General features: G+C 69.8%; 29 protein-coding genes. 17 read left to right on the top strand and 12 right to left on the bottom strand.

All coding sequences use genetic code 11. The features are described 5' to 3' along the window. Positions 1 to 6: 6 nt before the first annotated feature. The 6 genes from VFI59_03620 (at position 7) to VFI59_03645 (ending at position 4,618) form a co-directional block, all read left to right on the top strand. A complete protein-coding gene (locus VFI59_03620; GenBank protein ID HET6712778.1) occupies positions 7 to 879 on the top strand; it encodes an ABC transporter permease in 873 nt (290 codons plus the stop codon). Positions 880 to 922: 43 nt separating this feature from the next. Continuing rightward, the gene (locus VFI59_03625) at positions 923 to 1,663 is read left to right on the top strand and encodes an ABC transporter ATP-binding protein (protein ID HET6712779.1); all 741 of its coding nucleotides are present in this window, start codon (positions 923 to 925) and stop codon (positions 1,661 to 1,663) included. A 74-nt stretch (positions 1,664 to 1,737) separates the two neighbouring features. Beyond that, a complete protein-coding gene (locus tag VFI59_03630) occupies positions 1,738 to 2,085 on the top strand; it encodes a cupin domain-containing protein (GenBank protein ID HET6712780.1) in 348 nt (115 codons plus the stop codon). Between the two features lie 43 nt (positions 2,086 to 2,128). Then, complete coding sequence (locus VFI59_03635; GenBank protein ID HET6712781.1) at positions 2,129 to 2,464, top strand: cupin domain-containing protein; 336 nt, start codon at positions 2,129 to 2,131, stop codon at positions 2,462 to 2,464. A gap of 122 nt (positions 2,465 to 2,586) precedes the next feature. Next, the gene (locus tag VFI59_03640; protein ID HET6712782.1) at positions 2,587 to 3,912 is read left to right on the top strand and encodes an MFS transporter; all 1,326 of its coding nucleotides are present in this window, start codon (positions 2,587 to 2,589) and stop codon (positions 3,910 to 3,912) included. Next, on the top strand, positions 3,902 to 4,618 hold the full coding sequence (locus VFI59_03645; protein ID HET6712783.1) for an enoyl-CoA hydratase/isomerase family protein: 717 nt from the start codon (positions 3,902 to 3,904) through the stop codon (positions 4,616 to 4,618). The genes VFI59_03640 and VFI59_03645 overlap by 11 nt, the downstream gene beginning before the upstream one ends. Here VFI59_03645 and VFI59_03650 read toward each other — a convergent pair. Then, positions 4,602 to 4,985 (bottom strand): hypothetical protein, encoded by a 384-nt coding sequence (locus VFI59_03650; GenBank protein HET6712784.1) that lies wholly within the window; start codon positions 4,983 to 4,985, stop codon positions 4,602 to 4,604. The genes VFI59_03645 and VFI59_03650 overlap by 17 nt on opposite strands. 145 nt (positions 4,986 to 5,130) lie before the next feature. Here VFI59_03650 and VFI59_03655 point away from each other — a divergent pair, with 145 nt between their 5' ends. Genes VFI59_03655 through VFI59_03675 form a run of 5 tightly spaced genes read left to right on the top strand, consistent with a single transcriptional unit; the run spans position 5,131 to position 10,317 of the window. Further along, entirely contained in the window at positions 5,131 to 6,186 is a 1,056-nt protein-coding gene (locus VFI59_03655) for an ABC transporter substrate-binding protein (GenBank protein ID HET6712785.1), read from the top strand. A gap of 44 nt (positions 6,187 to 6,230) precedes the next feature. Further along, on the top strand, positions 6,231 to 7,064 hold the full coding sequence (locus VFI59_03660) for an ABC transporter permease (protein HET6712786.1): 834 nt from the start codon (positions 6,231 to 6,233) through the stop codon (positions 7,062 to 7,064). Then, positions 7,061 to 7,954 (top strand): ABC transporter permease subunit, encoded by an 894-nt coding sequence (locus VFI59_03665; protein ID HET6712787.1) that lies wholly within the window; start codon positions 7,061 to 7,063, stop codon positions 7,952 to 7,954. Before VFI59_03660 ends, VFI59_03665 begins: the two co-directional genes overlap by 4 nt. 22 nt (positions 7,955 to 7,976) lie before the next feature. Further along, complete coding sequence (locus VFI59_03670) at positions 7,977 to 8,753, top strand: ABC transporter ATP-binding protein (GenBank protein HET6712788.1); 777 nt, start codon at positions 7,977 to 7,979, stop codon at positions 8,751 to 8,753. 13 nt (positions 8,754 to 8,766) lie between these two features. Next, entirely contained in the window at positions 8,767 to 10,317 is a 1,551-nt protein-coding gene (locus tag VFI59_03675) for an aldehyde dehydrogenase (protein ID HET6712789.1), read from the top strand. Here VFI59_03675 and VFI59_03680 read toward each other — a convergent pair. Genes VFI59_03680 through VFI59_03700 form a run of 5 tightly spaced genes read right to left on the bottom strand, consistent with a single transcriptional unit; the run spans position 10,310 to position 14,062 of the window. After that, positions 10,310 to 11,524 (bottom strand): FAD-dependent monooxygenase, encoded by a 1,215-nt coding sequence (locus tag VFI59_03680; protein ID HET6712790.1) that lies wholly within the window; start codon positions 11,522 to 11,524, stop codon positions 10,310 to 10,312. The two genes, VFI59_03675 and VFI59_03680, sit on opposite strands and share 8 nt — an antisense overlap. Positions 11,525 to 11,526: 2 nt before the next feature. Next, positions 11,527 to 11,931, bottom strand: a complete 405-nt coding sequence (locus VFI59_03685) for a cupin domain-containing protein (GenBank protein ID HET6712791.1) — start codon at positions 11,929 to 11,931, stop codon at positions 11,527 to 11,529. 49 nt (positions 11,932 to 11,980) lie between these two features. Then, on the bottom strand, positions 11,981 to 12,367 hold the full coding sequence (locus tag VFI59_03690) for a RidA family protein (GenBank protein ID HET6712792.1): 387 nt from the start codon (positions 12,365 to 12,367) through the stop codon (positions 11,981 to 11,983). A gap of 10 nt (positions 12,368 to 12,377) precedes the next feature. Continuing rightward, positions 12,378 to 13,391 (bottom strand): Gfo/Idh/MocA family oxidoreductase, encoded by a 1,014-nt coding sequence (locus VFI59_03695; GenBank protein ID HET6712793.1) that lies wholly within the window; start codon positions 13,389 to 13,391, stop codon positions 12,378 to 12,380. Continuing rightward, positions 13,388 to 14,062, bottom strand: a complete 675-nt coding sequence (locus tag VFI59_03700; GenBank protein HET6712794.1) for a GntR family transcriptional regulator — start codon at positions 14,060 to 14,062, stop codon at positions 13,388 to 13,390. The genes VFI59_03695 and VFI59_03700 overlap by 4 nt, the downstream gene beginning before the upstream one ends. Positions 14,063 to 14,088: 26 nt before the next feature. On the opposite strand from VFI59_03700, the gene VFI59_03705 reads away from it, so the two are divergent. Beyond that, positions 14,089 to 15,309 carry a Xaa-Pro peptidase family protein gene (locus tag VFI59_03705; protein HET6712795.1) on the top strand — a complete coding sequence of 407 codons (1,221 nt, stop codon included), beginning with the start codon at positions 14,089 to 14,091 and terminating at the stop codon, positions 15,307 to 15,309. Between the two features lie 3 nt (positions 15,310 to 15,312). Then, positions 15,313 to 16,278: a DMT family transporter gene (locus tag VFI59_03710; protein HET6712796.1), complete on the top strand. Its 966-nt coding sequence runs from the start codon at positions 15,313 to 15,315 to the stop codon at positions 16,276 to 16,278. Here the strand turns inward: VFI59_03710 and VFI59_03715 are convergent. From VFI59_03715 to hisD, 5 genes are read right to left on the bottom strand one after another with little or no spacing between them, the layout of a single operon-like run. Next, complete coding sequence (locus tag VFI59_03715; GenBank protein HET6712797.1) at positions 16,262 to 16,582, bottom strand: redoxin domain-containing protein; 321 nt, start codon at positions 16,580 to 16,582, stop codon at positions 16,262 to 16,264. The two genes, VFI59_03710 and VFI59_03715, sit on opposite strands and share 17 nt — an antisense overlap. A gap of 9 nt (positions 16,583 to 16,591) precedes the next feature. Continuing rightward, positions 16,592 to 16,741 (bottom strand): hypothetical protein, encoded by a 150-nt coding sequence (locus tag VFI59_03720; GenBank protein ID HET6712798.1) that lies wholly within the window; start codon positions 16,739 to 16,741, stop codon positions 16,592 to 16,594. Beyond that, positions 16,734 to 17,426, bottom strand: a complete 693-nt coding sequence (locus VFI59_03725) for a cyclase family protein (GenBank protein HET6712799.1) — start codon at positions 17,424 to 17,426, stop codon at positions 16,734 to 16,736. The genes VFI59_03720 and VFI59_03725 overlap by 8 nt, the downstream gene beginning before the upstream one ends. Before the next feature lie 11 nt (positions 17,427 to 17,437). Next, positions 17,438 to 18,217, bottom strand: coding sequence for an SDR family oxidoreductase (locus VFI59_03730; protein HET6712800.1), 780 nt, complete (start codon positions 18,215 to 18,217; stop codon positions 17,438 to 17,440). 3 nt (positions 18,218 to 18,220) lie between these two features. After that, positions 18,221 to 19,537, bottom strand: a complete 1,317-nt coding sequence (gene hisD / locus VFI59_03735) for a histidinol dehydrogenase (GenBank protein HET6712801.1) — start codon at positions 19,535 to 19,537, stop codon at positions 18,221 to 18,223. A 142-nt stretch (positions 19,538 to 19,679) separates the two neighbouring features. Here hisD and VFI59_03740 point away from each other — a divergent pair, with 142 nt between their 5' ends. The 4 genes from VFI59_03740 to VFI59_03755 are packed head-to-tail and all read left to right on the top strand — an operon-like array spanning position 19,680 to position 23,298. Continuing rightward, positions 19,680 to 20,675 (top strand): alcohol dehydrogenase catalytic domain-containing protein, encoded by a 996-nt coding sequence (locus VFI59_03740; GenBank protein ID HET6712802.1) that lies wholly within the window; start codon positions 19,680 to 19,682, stop codon positions 20,673 to 20,675. Further along, positions 20,675 to 21,736 (top strand): zinc-binding dehydrogenase, encoded by a 1,062-nt coding sequence (locus tag VFI59_03745; protein HET6712803.1) that lies wholly within the window; start codon positions 20,675 to 20,677, stop codon positions 21,734 to 21,736. Before VFI59_03740 ends, VFI59_03745 begins: the two co-directional genes overlap by 1 nt. Before the next feature lie 34 nt (positions 21,737 to 21,770). Then, on the top strand, positions 21,771 to 22,469 hold the full coding sequence (locus VFI59_03750; protein HET6712804.1) for a GntR family transcriptional regulator: 699 nt from the start codon (positions 21,771 to 21,773) through the stop codon (positions 22,467 to 22,469). Positions 22,470 to 22,485: 16 nt separating this feature from the next. Beyond that, positions 22,486 to 23,298: an ATP-binding cassette domain-containing protein gene (locus VFI59_03755; protein ID HET6712805.1), complete on the top strand. Its 813-nt coding sequence runs from the start codon at positions 22,486 to 22,488 to the stop codon at positions 23,296 to 23,298. A 16-nt stretch (positions 23,299 to 23,314) separates the two neighbouring features. Here VFI59_03755 and VFI59_03760 read toward each other — a convergent pair whose 3' ends face one another. Further along, positions 23,315 to 24,295 carry a C-terminal binding protein gene (locus tag VFI59_03760; GenBank protein HET6712806.1) on the bottom strand — a complete coding sequence of 327 codons (981 nt, stop codon included), beginning with the start codon at positions 24,293 to 24,295 and terminating at the stop codon, positions 23,315 to 23,317. Between the last annotated feature and the right edge of the window lies 1 nt (position 24,296).

Raw genomic sequence — 24,296 nt, forward strand, 5'->3', positions numbered from 1 at the left:
ATGACGATGCAGACGACCACACGGACCACGACACCCGCCGCAGCACCGTCGTCGGCGCGCCCCCCGCTGCGTACCCGTCTCGCACGAGCGCTCACGACGCCGCGTGCCGCACGGATCACCTTCCCATTCGTGTTCGTCCTCCTGTGGGCGCTGATCGTCCCGTTGCTCCCGTCGCGCATCCTCCCGACGCCGTTGGAGGTGGCCGAGGAGATGTGGCAGATCCTGATCGACGGCACGGTGCTGGAAGCGTTCTCGATCAGCCTCCTCCGACTGTTGCTCGGCTTCATGCTCGCCCTCGTCATCGGCGGCATCCTGGGCCTGGCGATGGGGATCTCACCCCGGATCAACGCGATGCTGCACGACTTCGTCGTCGTCGGGCTCACGTTCCCCTACCTGATCTGGGGCCTGCTCGTCGCGATGTGGTTCGGGTTCGAGCCGTACGGACCGGTGATCGTGGTCATCATCGCTGCGCTGCCGTACGTGATGCTCAACATCTCCGAGGGCGTCCGAGATGTCTCGAAGGATCTCCGCGACATGGCTGGCGCCTACGATGTGCCACAGAAGCGGGTGATGCGTCACCTCGTGTTGCCCTCGCTCAGCCCGTTCTTCTTCGCCTCGCTCCGATACGGACTGGCCAACGGGTGGAAGGGACTCGTGCTCGCCGAGGTGTTCGCAGCGGTGTCGGGTGCCGGATACGTGATCAACGAGTTCCGCGACTACGGGAACTTCGCCGGCATCATCTCGATGGCGCTCTACTTCGCGATCTTCTCCATCATCGTCGAACGCCTCGTCTTCGGGCGACTCTCTACCCGGGTGTTCCGCTGGCGCCCCACGATCGCCGCCGAGGTGACCGAGCCGCCCGAAGTGGCGACACCTTGATGTCCCGACCCCCGCCCAACCCGACCCCAGGAGGTACGCCAGCGTGGCCACGGTGAAGGTGACGAACCTGCGGAAGGTCTTCGACGGCCAGGAACGACAAGTCGTGGCGCTCGACGACGTCACGTTCGAGGCATCCGGGCACACGTTCGTCTCGATCGTCGGACCCTCGGGGTGCGGCAAATCGACCCTGCTGAACATCCTGGCCGGCGTCGAGACGCCGACCTCCGGGCAGGTCGAGATCACCGCCAACGGCGCCCGTGCTCGCGTCGGATATGTCTTCCAGGCCCCGCGGCTGCTCCCCTGGCGGTCGGTGATCGACAATATGCTCTTCGTGCAATCGGACCGCTCCAACGAGACGACGGCGCGAGCCGCGCGGTACCTCGAGATGGTCGGCCTCGCCGACTACCAGAAGGCGTGGCCCGCCCAGCTGTCCGGCGGCATGCAGCAGCGGGTCGGCATCGCCCGCGCGTTCTCGATCGAGCCCGACGCCCTGCTGATGGACGAGCCGTTCAGCCACCTCGATGCGATCACGGCCCGCGGGCTCCGCCGCGAGCTCTACGCCATGTGGCAGGAGACGAAGAAGACCGTGCTGTTCGTCACCCACGACGTCGGTGAGGCGGTCGAGCTGTCGAACCGCATCGTGATCCTCGCCAAGGGCGGGAAGCTCCGCCAGGACGTCGAGGTCGACCTGCCCTACCCGCGCGACCCCGCCGACGACAAGGTCGCGCTCATGAAGGCCGACGTGCTGCGGCAGTTCGAGGAGCTGGACCTGATCGCCACGTAGAGGAGGCAGTCGGACGGCGGGTCGCCGCCGAGCTGTCGGAGCCCGTAAGACACGAAGAGAGAGAGGAGATCCGAGTGGGCAAGATCACGTTCGATCGAGACGACGACAACGCCGTCACTCCCCAGTATTCCGAGGCACGAGGACCGGTGCTCCGGAGCGATCGCATCGAGGTCACGAAGGCGATGTTCGATGCGGGGAAGGGTGCGAAGACGCACGCGCACGCGGAGGAGCAGGTCTTCTACATCGTGAAGGGGCGCCTGCGCGTCACCTGCAACGGGGAGACCTACGAGGTGGGGCCAGGCGAGGGAAGCTTTCACCCATCGAACGCCGAGCACACGGTGCAGGCCCTCGAGGACACCGTGGCGATCAGCTTCAAGAACCTCGTCGACCCGATCTACGAGAAGACCGGCGAGCTGCGCTGACCTCGGACGCGCGAACGCCCGCTGACAGAAGGGAGCACCGATCATGCCATTCCTCGTCTTCGACGAGATCGAGAAGGAGACCGTGACGCCGAAGTACTCGACCGCCTACGGTGAGCTCGTCACCGGCGAGTACATCGAGGTCGGGCGTCTGAACTTCAAGGCCGGCGAGGGCGCCGTGGAACACGCGCACCCGCACGAGCAAGTGATGTACATCATCTCCGGCAAACTCGCGGTCGACCTCGAGGGCGAACACGCCGAGCTCGGCCCGGGCATGGGCTTCCACGCGAAGCCGAACCAGAAGCACAAGGTGCAGGCGATCGAGGACACCCAGGTCCTCAGTACGAAGCACGTGATCGAAGGGGTCGGTCACAAGATCTGAGCACACCGTCGGCTCGACCGGACCCGGCGTCGGCCGGGGAACAGGCGCACGTCCCTCCGGGACGTGCGCCTTCCGCGTGGCCGACCTCCGAACTCGTCGTCGCCGGCCTCTCCGGCACCGTGGTGAACACGTCGGTGACCGTCGCAGTCGCGGCGATCGCCGAGTCGTTCGACGCATCGATCGCGGTCGTCGCGGCGGTCGTCGTGCTCTTGAACGTCGCGATGGCGTTCACGATGCCGCTCGCCGGCGCGGCATCGGCCTGGCTCGGGCCACGTCGGCTGATCGTCACCGCGGGGTTCCTCGTGTTCGGGGCCTCGGTGATGCTTTCGCTCGCGCCCAACCTGGCGGTGCTCGCCGTCGCACGGCTCGCGCAGGGCGTCGGGCTTGCCGCCGTCGTCCCGGTGTCCGTGCAGGCGGTCGGGCTGCTGCTCCACGGCGACCGGCAGGCCAAGGCGCTGGGGTGGTGGGGCGCGTCGAACGGCATCGGCCTCGCCTTCGCGCCGCTCGTGGGCGGCGCCCTCGTGGACCTCGCCGGGTGGCGGTGGGTCACGGTGCCGTCGTGCCTGTTGGGCGTCGGCCTCGTGGTCACTTCGCTCCGGGCGTTCCCTCCCGGCCTGCGGCCGGCCCACGGCATCCCGCTCCGGGGGGTCGGGGTCGTCTCGCTCCTGACGGGCACGGCGATGACAGCGCTCGCCGCGGGTGCGGCCACCGCCTGGCCGCTCGCCGTGGTGGCGGGGATCGCCTCTCTCGGGACGTTCGCCGTCGCGGTCCGTCTCAGCCGACCGGGCGGCGACCTGTCGGAGCCCCGTCGCTGGCTGCACGACCGTGTCGTGCGCCGCTCCAGCCTCGGCGCCACCCTCCAGATGGTCGCGAACGGACTCGTGCAGGTGGCGATGCCGGCGTGGCTGATCGTCGACGGCCACCTCGGCGCGGGGGCGGCGGCCGCGATCCTGATGGGCATGACGCTGACGATGGCGGCGATGGGGCCTGTGACCGGCCGGCGAGGGTCGGTCCCCTACTCGAACCGCCTGTGGCGCGGCCTCAGCGGCTGCACCGCCGGGCTCGTCGGCCTCGGCGTGGCGGCGATCGTCGGGCCCTGGTGGCTCAGCGCACCGTCGCTCGTGGTGCTCGGCCTCGGGGCGGGGTCGTTGCTGTCCCCGTCGCTCACCGCGTTCAGCCGGACCCAAGCCGGCGACAACGCGGTCGGACTCTCGATCTTCAACGTGCTGCGGTTGGGATCGTTCGGGATCGGCGGCATGATCGGCGGCACGGCGGTGGATCTGGGGGTCCCGGGCACCGCGTTCCTCTCGATCGCCGGCCTCTGTGGCGGTGCCGCCATCTGGGTCGTCGCGAGCTCCGGACGCCCGAGCACCACCGCCGACGACCGCACGGACCACGCACCACACGAGGCGCCGCTGGGCGCGAGAGGAGGCAGCGATGGAGGTTGAGGGACTGCGGCTCGAACCGTCCGCGTCGACGCTCACGGTCACGATCGACTCGGGTGAAGGGAACCTGTTCACCGCGCAGATGATGGACGCGCTCGTCGACGCCGTGATCCAGGCGGGCCGCGACGAGCAGACGCGGTTCGTCCGCATCCGCGCCGAGGGCGAGACGTTCTGCAAGGGCCGGGGGAAGGGAGGTACGAACCCCGACGAGATGCGGGCGATGGCGACCAGGATCTCGACCGTCAACGAAACCCTCCGGTCGACCCCGCTGACCGTGATCACCGAGGTCAACGGCGCCGCCGCCGGATTCGGCGTGGGCATGGTGGGCGCAAGCGACATCGCCGTCGCGGCGGAGGGCGCCACGTTCCAGTTCCCCGAGATCCTCGCGGGGTTCGCGCCTGCGGTCGTGATCAGCTGGGCGCGCTACATGCTGCCGCCGCGGCTGCTCTACGACATGGTGTCGACGGGCGAGGCGATCGACGCCCCGCGCGCGCTCGACGCCGGCCTCGTGACCGAGGTCGTCCCGGCGGCCGCGCTCGGCGACCGGATCGACGAGCGCATCGCCCGCCTCGAGGAGATCGACGCGTTCGCGCTTCGGGAGATGAAGCGGTTCCTCGTGTACACGAGGGCGATGGATCCCGCGACCGCGTCGAAGGCCTCGGTGGATGCGCTCGTGTTCAGCGGCCTGCGCGTCATCGGGAAGTTCTGACCTCGACCCGAGAGCCCCCGCCCGGGCGAGGCCGGCCAGAGTCGGCCCCGCCCGGGCGAGCGAGACGCAGGACCGAGACGGCCAACGCCCACGCGACCCCGATCGCGTCGGTCACCCGGCCGGCCGGCACGGAGCACACCGCCACCGCGACGAAGATCGTCGCGGTGGCGAGCCCCACCTGGCTCCGCTGCAGCCCGTATTCCTCACGCAGGATCGGGGCGAGCGCACCCACGCCGAAGGGCACGACGGCGGTCGCGAACTGGGCGGTGACGAGGGCGGCGATCGCAACGGGGAGCCGCCAGGACCGCTCCCCCGAAGGAGGCGCCGTCGCTCGAGATCGCTCCGGAGCCGGTGGCGGGGATCGCACGTGTCGACCTGCCTTGACGAAGACCGTGGAACCCGTCAGGCTCCAGATTCACACATTATATACAGTACGCGACCATGGCTGGAACCGAGACGGGACCCGTCTCGGGCGACTGTCCGGGAACGGACGGAAGGAGGACGCCGAGCCGATGAGGGGGATGAGGGGGTTCAAGGCGCTGACCCTCGTGTTCGCGATGGGACTCGTCGCGATGGCCTGCTCCGATGACGGAGGCGGCTCCGAAGGCAGCGAGACCGCAGCGACGGACACGGGCGAGGACGGTGTCATCCGCTTCACGTTCGCACCGGATCCGGTGTGGGATTACCTGAAGGACTCCGGCATCCGGGAGGAGATGGAGGCCGAGTCGGGCATCCGGATCATCGAGCAGGCGAGCTGGGACGAGTTCGGTCTGTACGCGGGCGGCCACGCCGACGTGGTCTCGATCGCGTCGTTCGAGGTGCCACTGCTCGAGGAGGAGACCGGCAACCCGGCGACCGTCTTCGGCAAGTACAACATCGACCGGAGCATCCTGACGGTCCGCCCTGACTCCGACGCCGAGACGCTCGAGGATCTGAAGGGTGCGAAGATCGCGGTCTGGGACACCGTGTCCTCGACGGTGATCTGGGGGATCCTCGCGAACGAGCTCTACGGTCTCGACTTCCGCACCGGAGGGGGGGACTTCGAGCTCGTGCTGACCGACCTCACGAACACCGGCGCGCTGCTCGCGAACGGCGAGGTCGACGCGGCGCTCGTGCTGCCCGACTTCAACGTCCCGCCGCTCGTGAACGGCGAGATCGTCCCGCTGTACGACGGTCGCACCGCGGCGGACCTGTACGCCGAGGAGGTCGTGTCCCAGCCGGACCACGAGGGCCCGATGATCAACATCTTCATGGCTCCCACGGACTGGTACGAGGCACACCCCGAGGAGGTCGCGTTCTTCCTCGAGCTGTGGGACCGGGGCATCCAGGAGTGGCAAGCGAACCAGGACACGATCATCGAGAGCTATCCGCAGCACTTCGCGGTCGAGACCGACGAGGAGATCAAGTTCATGAAGGACTACCTCGCCGAACATGACTGGTTCGTGGAGTCGATCTACCTCGACGATACGTGGGTGGAGACCGAATCGCAGCTCTTCCCGATGCTGAACGAGGCGGGCCTGTCGGAGAGCTCCGAACCACCGGCGTTCGACGTGGTCGCGGCGCCGTAACGGGCACCGACCGAACCGAGAGCGAGCGACGGGTGCGCTGAGAGGTGGCCGAGTCCACGACCTCTGCCGCAGGGCACGGCCCGCGCGGGAGTGCGCACCTGTCGCTCGCCGCCCGCCGTCGGATCCGCGGCGTCACCGGTCTGCTCCTCGGCGCCGGCGGGTTTCTGGCGCTCTGGGCGGTTCTTTCGCGGTTCGTCTTCGGCGAGTTCATCCTGCCGCCGCCGATCGAGATCGGCCGGGAGATGTGGGCGATCGTCGAGTCGGGCGCCTTCGCGACGAACTTCTGGGCGACGATCGAGCGCCTGCTCTACGGCTTCGGACTCGCCCTGGCGATCGGCTTCCCCGTCGGGTACCTGATGGGGACGAGCCGGTGGTGGCGCGCCTTCTTCCACGACATGGTGATGGTGGCGGGGAGCATCCCGGGGATCACGTACGCCGTGCTCGCCCTCGTCCTGTTCGGCATCTCGATCCTCGGACCCGTCGTCTCGGTGGCGCTCGTCTCGATGCCGTACATCGCGATCAACGTCGCGGAGGGCCTCGACTCGGTCGACCGCAAACTCGTCACGATGAGCGACGCGTTCGGACGACAGCGGTCGGCGGTCGTCCGGCACGTGCTCATCCCGACGATCGCCCCCTTCGCGTTCGCGGGGGTGCGGCTGTCTTTCGCGCTCGCATGGAAGGTCGAGCAGCTGACCGAGGTCTTCGGCTCGTCGAGCGGCATCGGGTTCCAGATCCGCCGTGAGTTCGAGGACTTCTCGATCCCCGGCACGCTCGCATGGGTGTTCCTGTTCATCCTGTTCATGCTGCTCGTCGAGCGCTTCATCCTCGTGCGGCTCGAGCGGTACCTGTTCCGGTGGCGGATCGAGGACCAGGCATGAGCATCGCGGTCGAGCGGAGTCGGACCACCGGGTCGGGCGGCGGCGCGGCCGACGCCATCCGGCGGTTCATCCTCTCCGAGCGATTCGCGCGCGTGGCGAGCTACCTGTTCCTGCTGTTGATCTGGTGGCTCGCATCCGTGTACGAGGATCGGTTCCCCGCGCCGCTCGAGACCTTCCAGTTCTTGTGGATCGAGGTGACGGGCGGCTCGCACGGCGGCATCGTCAGGGGCGAGTTCCTCGAGCACTTCGCCTCGACGCTCCCCCGCTTCGGTCTCGGGATCGCGATCTCGATGGTGCTCGGGATCGCCGTGGGCGTCCTGATCGGTGGTTCGAAGTGGGCGGAGGCGCTCCTGAAGGACACGCTGCTCGTCCTGCTCGCGCTCCCCGCGATCATCTGGGCGTTCCTCACGCAGATGTGGTTCGGACTCGGCGACGACGCGGTCGTGATCACCACGTTCCTCTCCGCGTTCCCGTTCGTCGCGGTGAACGTGGTGCAGGGCATCCAGGCGATCCCGCGCGAGCTGCGTCGGATGTCGCGGGCGTTCCACGTGCCGCGCATCAAACGCCTGCGACACATGCAGGTCCCGGCCGTCACTGGGTACATCTTCGCGGGGTTCCGGTTCGCGGTGATCGTCGGGTGGAACGCCGTCCTGCTGTCCGAGTGGTTCTCCTCGAGCGAAGGGGTCGGCTGGCGGAGCCGCTACTGGTACGACGCGAACCGCTACCGTGGGTTCGTGGCGTGGGTGATCCTGTTCATCGGATTCATCGTCCTGCTCGACCGGCTGGTGCTCGTGCGGCTGCAGCGGCGGGCCTTCCGCTGGCGTGACGCGCAGCTCACCCCGATCGAGCGTGAGACGGAAGAGATCGACGTGGGCGTCAAGGGCGCGTGAGGCCCGAGGGAGGAGCGAGCGAGTGGCCACGCTGACGGTGGACCATCTGGAGAAGACGTTCCCGGCGATCGAGCGCGGCTCGACATCGACGAGGGCGATCGACGACCTCAGCTTCACGGTGGAGGGTCACGTGTTCGTCTCGGTCGTGGGGCCGTCGGGATGCGGGAAGAGCACCCTGCTGAACATCCTGTCGGGCGTCGAGACGGCGAGCGCGGGCACGGTCACCGTTGCCGAGGGCGACCGGCCTGCGCGGCTCGGGTACGTCTTCCAGGATCCACGGCTCCTCCCATGGCGGACCGTGATGCGGAACATGCTCTACGTGATCGATGACACGGGGAGCGAGGCCCGTGCGCGCGCCGAGCGGTACCTCGACATGGTCGGGCTCGACGGCGCCGGCGACAAGTTCCCCGCGCAGCTGTCGGGCGGCATGCAGCAGCGCGTCGGGATCGCCCGCGCGTTCGCGGTCGAACCCGACCTCCTGCTGATGGACGAGCCGTTCAGCCACCTCGACGCGATCACCGCACGCAGCCTGCGCGAGCAGCTCCAGGACATCTGGACGCAGACCAAGAAGACGGTGCTCTTCGTCACGCACGACGTCGCCGAGGCGGTGCAGCTCGCCGACCGCATCATCGTGCTGGCGCCCGGCGGCCGACTCTACGCCGATGTCGACGTCGACCTGCCGCGACCCCGCAAGGCTTCCGACACGAACGTCGCCACGATGCAGGCGGAGCTCCTCGGGCGGTTCGAGACGATGCAGGCCGAGACGGCGGCCGCGAAGGCATCGTCGATCGCGAGTTGAGGAGGACGGGCCAATGGTGGTCGAACATGCACGCGAGCCCGCCACGCGCGGGGAAGAGGTCCTCTCGTCGATCGACGTCCCCCGCGAGCTGCTGATCGGCGGGGAATGGGTCGGGGCCGCGTCCGGCGAGCGGATCCCCGTCACCGACCCGTCGACCGGTCGCCAGGTGGTCGATGTGGCGGGCGCCGGCGAGCACGAGGTCGATGCGGCGGTCGCCGCCGGCCAGCATGTCTTCGACGGCGGCGCCTGGAGCCGCATGACGCCGGCGGCGCGCGCGCGGGCGGTCAACGTGTTCGCCGACGCGATCGAGGCGCGCATCGACGACCTGTACCAGCTCGAGACCCTGTGCAACGGCCGGCCGATCGGCGAGACGAAGGCGCAGCTCGGCCGCCTGCCGGAGTGGTACCGCTACAACGCCGCCCTGCTGATGGCAGACCGGACCGATGTGATCCAGATGCCTGGCCCCTACCACACGTACACGACGAGGTTTCCCATCGGCGTGGTGGGCATCCTCAGCTCGTTCAACCACCCGATGATGATCGGCTCGAAGAGCCTCGCCCCGGCGCTCGCCACCGGGAACAGCGTCGTGCTGAAGCCCTCGGAGCTCACACCGCTCACGAGCCTGTTGCTCGGACGGATCGCCCTGGAGTCCGGCATCCCCGCCGGGGTGATGAACGTGATCCCAGGCATCGGCGCCGTGGCCGGCGCGCGCCTCGCGTCGCACCCGAGCGTGGGGAAGGTGACCTTCACGGGCGGCACGGCCGCGGGTCGCGCGGTCGCACGAGCCGCCTCGGAGCACTTCGCGAAGGTGACGGTCGAGCTCGGCGGCAAGACCCCGGTGATGGTCTTCGACGACGTCGACGTCGAGGAGGCGGCGAAGGGTGTCGCGTTCGGGGCGTTCGTCGCCGCCGGACAGACGTGCATCTGCGGCAGCCGGCTGTTGGTGCAGCGCACGATCCACGACGAGTTCGTCCGGGCGTTGGTCGAGATCGCACGCTCGATCCGCATCGGCGATCCATTCGATCCCGCGACGCAACTCGGGCCGCTGATCTCCCAGGCCGCACGCGATCGGGTGCTGGGCTACGTGGAACTCGGCGCGGCGGAAGGCGGTGAGGTGCTGACCGGTGGAGGCATCCCGGTCGTCGAGGGGCTCGAGGGGGGGTTCTTCGTGGAGCCGACGGTGATCGCCGGGCTCACGAACGACACGCGATGTGCGCGGGAAGAGATCTTCGGTCCCGTGGCGGTCGTCGTGCCGTTCGACGACGAGGACGATGCCGTCAGCCAGGCCAACGACTCGCCGTACGGACTCGGGTCGTCGATCTGGACCAAGGACGTCGCACGGGCGCTGCGGGTCGCGGAACGATCCTCGCACGGACTCGTCTGGGTGAACGACCACCATCGTCTCGACCCGGCCGCGCCGTGGGGCGGCGTCCGGGACAGCGGGACCGGCCGGGAGGGCGGCTGGGAGTCGTTCCACGACTTCACGAACATCCGCACGATCACGGTCCGGACCGCTCCCGAAGGCGTCGACTGGTACGGCGGCGATACCCAGCGCCTCAACTAGCGGGCGGCACGTCGGGGAAGTTGCCGTCCTTCGGCGCGCGGAGTCCGAACGCGACCGTCGGGTCTCCCGGTTCGAACGATCCCGTGACCTGCGCGCGCTCCCCCACCTCGCGCGTGCGTCGGGTTGCGGCGCGGCCGAGCTCGAGCTGATCCGGTTCCCACCTGCGGAGTGCGGCATCGATCTCCCCGTCGGCCTCGCGCAGGGCGTCGGCGAGTGCGCGCGCGTCGGCGGCCGCCTTCGCCGTGCCGGCCGCGACGTGCGGACGGAGCGCGAAGGCCGCGTCGCCGACGATGCAGACCCGGCCGACCACCATCGACGGCACCTCGATGTCGACGATCACCTGCACGAACGGCTCCTCGGTCGCACGCACGACATCCCGGAAGGGCGGCGGCAGCACCGTGGCCGCCGACGAGAGCGCTCCCACGTGCTCGGCGCGAGCCGCTCCCGGCGGCAGGGAGAGGTCGTGGCGGACCCCCTCGCGGTCGGTGAGGAGCGCCACGAGCGGCGGACCCGGGGCGACGTTGCGGTACCAGACCCAGTTCATCGACCGGCCGTCGCGCGTCTCGGGGTCGGGGATCTCGTACGAGAGGACGTGCGTGCGATCACCGACGTGGTAGGCGAGGACCCCGCCGAGCGCCTCGCGCGCCGACGCGGGCAGCCGATCGGTCGCCAGCGTGCCACGCCATCCGACGTAGCCGGCGTACCCGGGTCGGACGTCGGGGAAGAGCAGCGAACGCACGGTCGAGCGGACCCCGTCGGCGCCGACCACCAGATCGGCGTCTTCCGTCGCCCCGTCGCGGAACGACATCCGCACGCCGTCACCGCGGTCGTCGACGCCGGTCAGTTCCCGGCCCAGGTGGTATCGGCCGGGCTCGAGGAAGCCGACGAGCGCGGCGTAGAGCGTGGCGTAGGAGGTGAACCGATAGGCGATCGGCTCCTCGAGCTGCACGTCGCCGGCGGCCGTCAAGTATCGAAGCACGCGAGCAGAAGAGCTCACCTGCCCGAGGTCGATCAGGCCGTGCTGCTCGAAGTACGCCGTGGTGACGGGGTGCAGGACGATCCCCGCTCCCCGGCCCTCGAGCGGGGTGGGCGAGCGTTCGAACACCTGGACGTCGCACGAGGCGTCGCGCAGCTGCAGCGCGGTGATCAAGCCGCCGAGCGAACCGCCGACGACCGCGACCTTCGGCCCGCTCGTGGGCCCCACCATGCCTAGCCCTTCAGCTCGACCGTGACGAAGCGCAACGTCGTCGCGCCGACGTTCTCCAGGTCGTGGACGAGCGCGTCCTCGGGGGAATGCACCAGATACTTCGTCTCCCCGAGCTCGTAGTCGCGGACGACGAACCTGCCGTCGGCGAAGCGCTGCAGCCCTCTCCCCGGTTCCACCACGGTCCAGAAGTAGGTTCGGTCGTGGACGTGAAAGGGGCCGCGCTGACCCGGCTCGAGACGGACCTCGAACACCCGGATCCGCTCGTTCTCGAACCAGAGCGACGTGCCCAGCTCGTGGTTGTCCGGCGCCGCGGCGAGCTCATCCGCGTACGCGGCGGGATCGAACGAGCTCTCCCCCGGGTCCGGCACCTCGGCGGGTCCCGTCCCGATCGTGCCCTGTTCCATCATCGGTTCCTCCTCTGCGCGTGAGCATCCGTGCGATGTCGCGGCGACCGGCTCATCGTGGCGCCGCGGCGACGAAGTCGATCTCGATCAGCCACCGCGGGTTCGCGAGACCGTTCACGTAGATGAGGGTCGACGCGGGCCGATGCTCGCCCAGGGCTCGTTCGCGCACCTCCCGGGCGGCCGCATAGTCTTCGCGATGCAGCAGCAGCATCGTGAGCTGCACGATGTGGTCGATGCGCATGTCGGCGTCGCCGAGGACCGTCTCGATGTTCCGCCAGACGAGCGTGGCCTGTTCCTCGATACCCTCGCCGATCCTGCCCTGTGCGTCGACGCCGACCTGGCCGGCGCCGAACAGGAACCGCACCGGCTCGTCGAGCTCGATCCCGTGCGAGTAACTCGCGAACGGACCGGCGACACCGTCCGGATCATGGCGCTTCATACGATCCCCTTCACGGGATCGCCCGCAGGTCGTCGAGCTCGACCGCGCACCCTGAGGAGGCGCTGCGCACGATGCCCTCGAGGACGGCGGCGACCTCGAGCCCGGCCGGACCGCCCGTCTCCGGTACGTCACCGTCGGTGATGCAGCGAGCGAACTCCGCGATCTCGTCCGTGATGGTGTCGAGGGTCTCGACCGGCTGCTCGGTCCGCGACGGTTCCCCTCGGGCCTGCACGAACAGCCGCGTGCCGTCCTCTTCGTTCCAGACCGCCCGCTCGGTGCCGAACACGGCGACGGTGTTCATCGCCGGCGTGAAGTACGACGTGCTGATCGTGCCGAGCTGGCCCGAGGCGTACTCGATCATCACGGTGGTCGCCTCGTCGAGGGGCGTCATCGCGGCGATCCGCGCCGTGAAGGCCGCGACCCGCGACGCCCGGCCGACCCATGCGGCGAACGTGTCGACGGTATGGACCCCGAGCGCCGTCATGCTGCCGGCGGGGCATTCAGCCGGGTCGCTCCGCCAGGCCGGCAGATCGGGCTTGTGGCCGCCGGGCACCGAGTACGTGCCCTCGAGATGCAGGACCGTGCCGAGTTCCCCCCGCTCGATCATCGAGGCGATCGCTCGATTGGCCGGCTGCCGCCGGCGATTGTGTCCCACCTGAAGCACGACGCCCGCCGCCGCGGTGGCGGCGACCGCCCGCTCGGCATCGGCGACCGTCAGCGCGAGGGGCTTCTCGACGAAGACATGCTTCCCGGCGTCGGCAGCTCGCTCGATCATGTCGGCGTGGGTCGAATGCGGGGTCGCGAGCATGACCGCGTCGACGTCCGGGGCCCCGAGCAGCGCCTCGTCGCTCTCTGCCTCGCGACAGCCGTGCGCGCGTGCGAACGTGGCCCGCGCCTCGGGTGAGCGTGCGAAGCAGGCGACCACCTCGGCCACGCCGGTCGCGCGGGCGCTCTCGGCCAGCACGCCGCCGAACCATCCGAGGCCGACGACGCCCAGGCGCACGGGCGCAGATGCCGCGGTCAACGAACCGGCCGCTCGGCGTGTTCGGTCATCTCGATCGGCATCCCGACGTGTTCCACCATCACCTGCACCGCCCGGTCGATGTCGCGGGCGCGGACCGCCTCCACGAGCGCGGCGTGCCCAGCGTCGGCCAGGCGGCGCATCTCCGGATGCGTGCGCTGGGCCTGCGCCACGTACACCGCGACGGACTCCTCGAGCCCCTTCATGATCGCGGTCAGCCGTGCGTTGCCGGTGGCCTCGTGGAACACGAGATGGAACGCCCGGTTCAGCTCGACCCAGTCACCGACGTCGCGTTCCTTCGACATGCGTTGCAGCAGGCGCTCCGCCTCGCGGATCTGAGCCTCGTCGATCCGCTCGATCACGAGCCTCATCGCGAGCGGCTCCAGCTGACGACGGATCTGCCCGATCTCGTCCATGTCGTCCCAGTTGAGCTCGCGCACGACACCGCCGCGATGGCGATCGAGGGTGATGAGGCCCTCGGTGGCCAGATCGCGGAGGGCCTCTCGCACCGGCGTCGTGCTGACGTGGAGCATCTCGGCGAGGTCGGCCTGGATCAGCCGCTCCCCGCCCGAAAGATCGCCGCGCAGGATCGCGCGTCGGAGCCGTTCACGAACGAATTCGTGGGCGGTATGCCGCTCCAGGTCCTCACCAGCATCTACCCACGTGCTCGTCATCAGACAAGATGTAGGATACAGGACCCATGGGGGGCTACGCGAGGGGCACGTCGGCGGTCGACTGGGAAGACCGGATCGACTTCGACCGGCTCCGGCGTCACCGAGTCGCATCGGTGCAGGAAGCGCTGCGATCCTCCGACCTCGACGCGCTCCTGCTGTGGAAGGACGAGAACGTCCGCTACCTGACGTCGCTCCGCGCCCAGCTGATCGCGGGGAAGATGACGTCCCTCAACGGGGTGCTCCTGGTGAACGGCGCCGACCCGGTGCTGCTGTGTTCGGGCGGCGAGATCGACAAGGCGTCGATGGGCATGTCCTGGCTGGCTGCCGCGCATCCGATCCCGATCATGGAGCAACGCGAGCTCGTCGACGGCTTCGTCACCTCGGTACTTGCGCCGCTGTTGGCCGAGCACGGGGTCACCTCGGCCCGCATGGGCGTCGACCAGGTGAACTGGTCGCTCGTCGAGTCGATGGCCGCCCACCTGCCCGACATCGAACCGGCCGACGGCGATCTCCTGATGCAGCGGGTCCGCCTGATCAAGTCGGACGATGAGATCTCGATCATCGAGGAAGCCTGCGCGATCGGCGATTCGGTGACCCAGCGCGCACTCGACGGGGCACACGCCGGACGGCGTGAGAACGAGCTCGCTGGCGATGCGATGCAGACCCTGTACCACCTCGGCGGGGAGATGGCCCACGTCATCACCCCCTTCGTCGCCTCCGGGGAGCACATGTCGCCACCCCACCGCATCTGCACGGACAAGATCGTGCGCAACGGGGATCTCTGCTTCATCGACATCGGCGCGATGTGGAACGGGTACTTCGCGGACATCGGCCGAACGACGATCGTGGGGAAGCCGACCGCGATGCAGCGCCGCGTGTATCGCGCCGTCTACGAGGGCCTCATGGCCGGCATCGAGCGGATGCGCCCCGGCCGGACGAACCAGGAGGTCGCCGACGCGGTCATCGAGAAGGTCGCGGAGCACGGGTTCGCCGAGCACATGTTCAGCCTGTTCATCGGCCATGGCATCGGCATGGGCGCGAACGAGCCGCCCTACGTCGGCGAGACGATGCCCGGTTCGACCGTGATCGAGCTGCGTCCCGGCATGGTCTTCGCCGTGGAACCCCTCGTGTGGGTGCCCGACGTGCGGGGCGGGGGCGGCGTGCGGATCGAGGACATGGTCCTGGTCACCGACGACGCCCCCCGGATCCTGTCGCGCGTCGAGTACGACGAGCGCCTGCTCGAGTAGCGGGTGACGACCGTCCGCGACTGGGCCTGGGGTACGCACCGGCGGCCGACCGAGCCCCCCGTGATGCGGCGTCCGGCCGTCTATCTCGTGGCCGCCGCCACGGTGCTCGCGCTCGGTGCCAACTGGCCGATCATGGCCGCAGGCGTCGAGCTCGTGCCGCCCCTGTGGCTCGCGGCGATGAGGGTTGCGGGCGCCGCGGCGGTGGTCACCATCGTGCTCGGACTCGCACGCGGCATGCAGCGCCCGGCGAGGCAGGATCGGCCAGTGGTCCTGAGCGTCGGACTGGCCCACCTCGCCCTCGTGACGGGTCTCGTCTTCCTCGCGCTGGAGATCGTGGCGCCCGGCCGGTCGGCGATCGTCGTGTACACGTCGGCGCTCTGGGCCGTGCCGATGGCGGCCGTCGTCCTCCACGAGCATCCCACGCCCCGCAGGATCGCCGGCGTCGCCCTGGGGTGCGCCGGTCTCGTGCTGCTGCTCGAGCCGTGGTCGCTCGCCTGGCGCGACGCCCGCACCATCGCCGGCATCGCGATGCTCCTCCTCGCGGCGGTGGCCAACGCGGGGACCTCGGTGCACGTGCGGGCCCATCGGTGGGCCGGCTCGCCGCTCGCGTTGATGCCGTGGCAGCTGATCGTCGCCGCCGTGCCGCTCACGCTCCTCGCGTGGGCGATCGAGGGGCCACCCCGGGTGCCATGGGAACCGACGACCATCGCGATCGTCGCCTACCAGGTCGTCCTGGGTTCGGCCTTCGGGCTGTGGGGCCTGCTCACGGTCGGGCGGAGCATGCCCGCGGTCACCACGAACCTCGCGTTCATGGCCGTGCCGGTCGTCGGGCTCGCCACGTCGGTCGCGTTCACTGAGGAGCCGCTGACCGTAACGGTCCTCGCGGCGCTCGTGCTGGTGCTCGTGGGCGTCGGGATCGGATTGTGGTCGGACCGGACAACGGTGCCACAGGTCACAGCGACGCCATGACGTCGATCGCTTCCTGCTCGTCGGGGGTCACGAGGGCGTCCTCGCTCACCCATCGATAACGGATCACCCCCCCACGATCGATCACGAACAGCGACCGCTTCGCGAGCCCCTCGTGCTCCTTCCACACGTCGTACCGGACGCCGTAGGCTCCGCACGTCTCCCGGCTCCAGTCGGACAGCAACGGGAACGACACGCCGAGGTGCTTCGCGAACGCCATCTGCGAGAAGGTCGCAGTGACCGCCACGGCCGCGATCGACCCACCCACCGCCTCGACCCGAGGCGCAGCCTGCCCCAACTGGGACAGCTCGGTGCTTCAGACGGAGCCGAAGTCGAAGACGTAGAACGCCAGCAGCAGCGGTCCTCCCTCGAGGAGGTGCTCGAGCGAGACCTTCTCCTCGAACGTCTTGCGGAGCGTGAACGTCGGCGCCCGATCGCCGACCCCGGGTCGACCGGCGTCAGTCATCCAGCACCGCCACCGCACGGGTCGGGCCGCCGTGCGCGCCCTTGAGCTTCAACGGCAGGCCGATGAAGGTGAACCGGCGCCCCACCACGCGATCGAGGTTCGTGAGGTTCTCGTAGTGGGTGATGTGGTGGGCGCGTCCCATCATGTGGATCGGGTAGACGCGGCTCGAAGGGTTGTCGGGCGTACACGTATCGATGCCGAACGACTTCACACCTCGCGCCACGATCCAGTCGGCGACATCGGCCCCCAGGCCCGGGAACTCCCTGACGTACTCGGGGGTGCCCCCGTACTTCGTGGCCGTGCCCGTGTGGAAGAGCACGATGTCGCCACGTCGCACCTCCTGCTCCGCATCGGTCAGACCCTGCTCCACGCGCTCGACGCCGATGTCGGTGCGCGGCTCGGCGCCGGTGACGTCGATGCAGACCGCCTCGCCGTAGAACAGGTCGAGCGGCATCTCGTCGATCGTCTGGGCCGACGGGTCGGGGTCGAGGTGGCTGAACGAATCGACGTGGGTCGGACCGTTGTCGTTCATCAGGAACCCCTTGGTCTGGAACGAGAACCCACTGTCGAACCGAGGCGCCGTCTCTTCGTGCGACGCGTGGTCGAAGAGCACGGTCTTCAGGTGCCCGGGGTAGACCATCATCCCCGTGTAGATCTCCTGTGAAAGATCGACGATCCTCGACATCGGAACTCCCTTCAGTAGGTCACCATGCCGCCGCTCACGTTCAGGTCGATCCCCGTGATCGCCGCGTTGCCCCCGATCGTCAACGAGACCACGGCCTGCGCCACCTCGTCGGGTTCCACCAGCCGACCGATCGGGATCTGCTCGACCATCTCCCGGCGCGCCTGGTCGACCGAGACACCCCTGCCCTTCGCCTGGGCTTCGAACGCCCACTCCATGCGCTCGCCCGCCACGGGACCCGGCGACACGAGGTTCACGCGCACGCCCAACGATCCAGTCTCCAGCGCGAGGGTGCGCACGAGGCCGACGAGGGCCAGCTTGCTGGCGGCGTACGGGGTCCGACCCCAGAGCGGTCGCTTCCCGGTCATCGAGCCGATCACGACGATCGCACCCGACCCCCGCTCGAGCATCGAGGGCAGGAACGCTCGCGCGCACAGGAATACCCCGGTGACGTTCACGGCGAACGTCGCATCCCACTCGTCACGGCCGAGCTCCCAGAGTGGCCCCGAGGGCCCTCCCACGCCGCTGTTGGCGACCAACGCATCGACCCTGCCGAAACGTTCCAGCGATCGACGGGCGAGCTCGTCCACCTGCGCCTCGTCGGTGACGTCGGTGGGCACGCACGACGACCCGGCTCCGATCTCCTCGAGCGACGCCGCGGTGGCCTCGAGGCCATCGGCGTCGCGCCCGGCCAGCACCACGTCGGCCCCTGCACGCCCGTGCGCGAGTGCGGTCGCTCGACCGATGCCCCTGGTCGCACCCGTCACGACGACGACCGGACGACCCACCGTCATGGGCTACCGGATCGACTCGTCCGGTGGGATCGCCGGCATCGCGTCGGGGAACCGCTCGGGATCGAGGCGGAGCCTCGCGGTGAGCGCGTGGCCGAACATCAGCTCCGCATCTGAGATCGCCGCGGCCGTCGCCGCGACCCGCGCGGAACCCTCGGCCGAGACCCGTTGATAGGTGACCGTCTTCAGGAACTTCCCGACCCACAGACCGCCCGTGTAGCGGGCTGCCCGGCGGGTCGGCAGCACGTGGTTCGTACCGATCGACTTGTCGGAATACGCCACGGTCGCATGGGTGCCGAGGAACAGGGTGCCGTAGGAGCCCAGCCGCTTCAGGTACTGATCGGGGTCCTCGGTGTGGATCTCCAGGTGCTCGGGCGCGATCTCGTCGGCGACCTGAGCGGCTTCCTCGTCGTCTTCGCACACGATGATCGCTCCGTGGTCGCGCCATGCGGTGCCCGCGACGTCCTTCGTGGGCCACTCCCCCTCGAGCCATCGGTCCACGGCGTCCGCCACCTCGCGGCCCAGTCGCTCGGACGTCGTGATGAGCGTCGCCGGCGAGGTCGGCCCGTGCTCGGCCTGGCCGAGGAGGTCGGCGGCCACGAGGTCGGGGTCGCCCGTGTCGTCGGCGAGCACCATGACCTCGGTGGGGCCCGCGAGCAGGTCGATGCCCACCGTGCCGAAGAGCTGTCGTTTCGCCTCGGCGACGTAGGCGTTGCCCGCACCGATCAGCATGTCGGTGGGCTCGAGATCCTCGATGCCGAAGGCCATCGCCGCGAACGCCTGCACGCCGCCGATACAGAAGATCTCGTCGGCCCCGGAGGTGGCCATCGCGTAGAGCTGCGGTGGGTGCATCCCGCTCGGATCACGAGGGGGGGCGCACGCCACGACGCGCTCGACGCCGGCCACGCGGGGCGTCACCACCGTCATGATCGCCGAGGCGATCAGCGGGTAGAGGCCACCCGGCGAGTAGGCGCCGACCGATGCCACCGGCAGGAACCGTTGGCCCAGCGTGACCCCCGGCAGCGTCTCCCACTCCATGTCGACGAGGGTGGAGCGCTGAAGCTCGGCGAAGTTGCGCACCTGCGCCTGGGTGAACGCGACGTGCTCTCGGAGCTCGTCGCTGAGCGCGTCCTGGGCCGCGAGGATCTCGTCCTGGGAGACGCGGAACCGCTCGGGGCTCCAGCCGTCGAACCGCACGGAGTATCGCCGGACCGCCGCCTCCCCCTCCCGCTCGACCGCGGAGAGGATCTCGCTCACCGTCGCCCGGATCTCCTCCCAGGCCTCCGGGGACACACCGGTGCGTTCCTTGAGGTAGTGCGCCACGGGCGCCGCCTCCCTTCACGAGTCATCGAGCGATCCCGGCTGTCCGGACAGTATATTATGTACGTTCCGTGGCGGGCCCGCCGAGCATTCCGGCCGAGTCCGCGCTCGAGTCCACCGGGAAGGAGCCTCCGCCCTGCGAGCGATGGTCTTGGAAGGTCCCGAGCACATCGCGCTACGCGACGTGGAGACCGCGGCGCCCAGGCCCGGGCACACGGCGGTCGATGTCCGCGCCGTCGGCATCTGCGGCACCGACCTCAGCATCTTCCACGGCTCGATCCCGGTGGCCTACCCCAGGATCCTCGGCCACGAGATCGTCGGCGTGACGACGTCCGGCGATCTGGCGGCCGGCACGAGGGTCGTGGTGGATCCCAGCGTCACGTGTGGGGCGTGCGCGCTCTGCCGGGGAGGCAGAGGGAACCTGTGCACGTCGGGCTGGCTGCTCGGACGCGATCGTGACGGAGGGCTGCAGGAGACGCTGCTCGTGCCATCCCCCAATCTGCATCCGGTGCCCGAAGGGGTCTCCGACACGACGGCGCCGTCGATCCAGGTGCTCTCCACGTGCGTGCACGGACAGGCGATGGCCGACGTCGGCTCCGGCGCGTCGGTCGCCGTGATCGGCCTCGGCGTGACCGGGCTGATGCACGTGCAACTGGCGAGCGCGGCGGGTGCTGTGCCGATCGTCGGCATCAGCCGCTCGGCGACCAAGCTCGCCCTCGGTGAGGCGATGGGCGCGACGGTCGTTGCGGCCGACACCCACGACGCCGACGACGTCGTGCGCGAGGTCACGGACGGGGGCGCGGACGTCGTCATCGAGTGTGCCGGCACCGTGGCGACCCTCGCCCAGGCGGTGCGGATCGCTCGGCCCGGCGGTCGCATCCTCGCCTACGGCACGATCACCGAGGCGGAGGGGGCGTTCCCGTACTACCAGCTCTACTACAAGGAGCTCGCGGTGCTGAGCCCGAGGGCGGCCACGCCGCAGGACCTCGAGGCCGCGGTGGCGACGGTCGCCGCGGGCGCTGTCGACCTCGAAGCGCTCGTGACGGACCGGGTGCCCCTGCAAGACGTTGGCCACGCGTTCGCCCGCGGCGGTGGCCCCGACACCCTGAAGATTGTGGTCGACGTCTCTGAGGCGGCGTGATGAGGGCGATGGCCGTCACCGCCTACGGCGAGCCGCTCACGCCGATCGACGTGCCGGAGCCGGAAGTGCCGAACGGTTACGCACTGCTCGAGGTGCTCGCGTGCGGGGTCTGCTTCAGCGACGTCAAGACCGCTCGCGGCCAGATGCCGTACAGCGCGGACCTGACCCTTCCCCACGTGCCGGGACACGAGGTCGCCGGCCGTGTGCTCGGCACCAATCCTCGAGGCCTGGTGCCCGAGGGCCGGCTCGTGACCGTCTTCCACTACTGGCCGTGCGGGCGCTGCGCCTCGTGCCGCCGAGGCGACGAGACCCTCTGCACGCGACTCGAGGCCTGGATGGGCTTCACCCACCCCGGGGGGTTCCAGGAGCGACTCGCGGTCCCCGTCGACCGGCTGATCGAGGTGCCCGAGCCGATCGATCCCGTGCGGGCCGCACCGATGTCATGCGCCCTCGGCACCGCCTACCGAGCCGTGGTCACCCGAGGCGGCGTCCGGGCGGGTGCGCGGGTCGCCGTGCTCGGGCTCGGAGGTGTCGGCATCCATGCGGCGCAGATCGCCGTCAGCGCCGGGGCGACCGTGGTCGGCTTCGACCTCCACGGGCCGACGCTGACGGCGGCGTCGGAGGTCGGGATCGACGCCCGCTCGAGCGCCGACGGCTCGGCGATCGAGGGTCTCCTCGACGCGACCGACGGCGAGGGCGTCGACGTGGTCCTCGACACCGTCGGTCACGAGCCCACGATCGCGCTCGCGATCCGGCTCGTCCGAGAGGGCGGCCGGATCGTCGGCGTCGGGTACTCCCCGACGACCGCGATCAGCGTGCCGACCCCGCGGTTCGTGCTGGGCGAGCTGGAGCTCGTGGGCTCTCGGTACGCGCACCGTGACGATCTCGAACGCGCGGTCCGCCTCGTGACCGCGGGCGCGGTTCGACCGGTCGTCGGGACGGTGGCACCCCTCGAACGCGTGAACGACGTCTTCGATGCGCTCGAGGCGGGTCGGGTGGTGGGCCGCGCGGTGCTCGACGTCGCCGGCACGGGGGCCGTCGGATCGGCTCCCGGAGCGTGAACGTGTATCGGATATCGTACGGGCGGGATTGACCATGGGAGCGAGGGCGAAGACCGTGCTGGGGCGGAACACCACCGCCAAGGTGGTCGCGGGCATGCTCCGCGACCAGATCCAGGAAGGCGGTTTGGCCCCCGGCACCAGGCTGCGCCAGAACGAGGTGGCCGAACGGTTCGGGGTGAGCACCACCCCTGTGCGAGAGGCGTTCGCCCAGCTCCAGGCCGAGGGGCTCGTGCGGATCGATCCGCACCGCGGAGCGGTGGTCTTCCATCCGACGGCCGAGGATCTGTTGGAGTACTACGAGATCCGCGAGGTGCTCGAGTCGCTCGCGGTCAAGCATGCGATCGACCGTCTGACGCCGGCGATCGCCAAGGACCTGAACGAGCTGATCGACCGGATGCGGCGCACCACCGACGCCCGGCGGTGGCTGCGGCTGAACGACGAGTTCCACCTGAAGCTCTACGAGTGCGCCAATCGACCGCACCTCAGCTCCTTGATCGACAACCTGCGCGACGCCTCGACCCCGTACATCTACATGTTCGTGGCCAGCCGCAAGCCGTCGGATCAGGCCAACGGCGAGCACCAGGAGATCCTCGATGCCTGCATCCGTGGCGACGCGAAGGCGGCACAGCGAGCGATCCGCGACCATCTGCGGCACGCATCGGGTGAGCTGGCCGAGCAGCTGAGCGCCCGCGCGACCGACGGCGCCGAGCGCGACGGCGCCGGGGCCGACTGAGTCTCCCGAGCCGACGATGCCCGGACCGACCTCACTCATCGAGCTCCGCGACGTCGTCGTGAGGATCGACGGCACGACCGTGCTGGGGCCTGTGTCGCTCTCGATCCTGCCCGGCAAGCGGTGGGCTCTGCTCGGGCCCAACGGCGGAGGTAAGACGACGCTCCTCACGATCATCGGTGCGAGGCGGCAGCCGTCGTCGGGCACCGCGCGGGTGCTCGGCCTCACCTTCGGACGCGGCGACGTCCGCAGCCTGCACGCCGACATCGGCCATACGAGTCACGCGCTCTCGGAGATGTTCCCTCCACACCTGCGAGTGATCGACGTGGTGCTCACCGGGAAGCGTGCGGCGCTGTCTCCGTGGTTCCAGGAGTACGACGATGCCGACGTGGCACGCGCCGGTGCCCGCCTCGACGACGTGGGCTGTGGCCCTCTCGCCGACCGGATCTTCGAGACGTGCAGCCAGGGCGAGCGACAGCGCGTGCTGCTGGCGCGCGCGATGTTCGGCGAGCCGAAACTGCTCGTCCTCGACGAACCGGCGGCCGGCCTCGACCTGCCGGCCCGCGAGGCGCTGATCGAGGCGATCGAGCGATCGGTCGCGCGCGACGGCGAGCTCGCGGTGGTGATCGCGACGCACCACCTCGAGGAGATCCCGCCCTCGACGACGCATGCGGCCCTGCTCCGCGGCGGCCGGCTGACCGCGGCGGGCCCGATCGACGCGGTGCTCACGCCGGCGCACCTGCGCCGCTGCTTCGGTCTCGATGTCGACGTGGCCCGTCGCGGGGGCAGATGGCAGGCGATCGTCTCTGCCGCCTCGGTCGGTTCGGCGTGATGAGGAGCTCTGTCGGTCAGGCGCTGGTGAGCCCGAGCTCGCGGGCGTTCGCGGCGTAGGGAGGCACCTTGCCCGCCAAGGCGTCGATCACTTGCTCGGTGGCCTTGCGCTGCAGCTCCGCCATCGATTCCTCGCTGTAGAAGGCCGCGTGCGGCGTGATGATCACGCCGGGGTGCGTGAGTAACGGGTCGTCGGGGTCCGGCGGTTCCTGCTCCATCACGTCGAGCGCCACGCCGCCGAGCGTGCCCCCAGACAGCGCCTCGCGGACCGCGTCGAGGTCGACGAGCCCGCCGCGCGACGTGTTCACGATGACCGCGCCCGGGCGCATCGACCCAAGCTCGGCAGTGCCGATCATGTGATGGGTGTCGGGGGTGAGCGGCGCGTGCAACGACACGACGTCGGCGCCCGCCAGCAGGGTGGCGAGGTCCCGTGGCTCGGCACCCGCATCGGCGATGGCCTCGTCGGGCAGGAACGGGTCGAACGCCAGCACCCGGAAGCCGACCGCCGACGCCTTCGCGGCGAGGGCGCGTGCGATCCTGCCGAAGCCGACGAGCCCGAGGGTGCGGCCGCGCAGGCGATGCAGCGGCGACGCGTCCATCGGACTCCACGAGCCCATGTGCACCCGGCGATCGAGCCGCACGATGCCCCTGGTGAGCCCCATGATCAGCGCGAGCGCGTGGTCGGAGACCTCGTCGATGCAGTAGTCGGGCACGTTGGTCACGACGATCCCCGCCTCGGTCGCGGCGGCGACGTCGATCGTGTCGAGGCCGATGCCGTAGCGGGCGATGATCCGACATCCCTCGAGCGACCTCGTGAGGTCCGAGGGGATCGGGGTGTAGCAGTTGAGGATCCCGGCGGCGCCGCGGACGACATCGGCGACCTCGTCCGGTGTGGACGCGTTGCCGTCGAAGCGGAGCTCGTGGCCCGCCGCGGCCAGCATCGCTCGCTCCTGGTCGAGGTGGGGGAAGACGTGGTCGGTGACCACCACGAGCGCCATC

This window comes from Actinomycetota bacterium (assembly GCA_035697485.1).
Lineage (GTDB): Bacteria > Actinomycetota > UBA4738 > UBA4738 > HRBIN12 > JAOUEA01.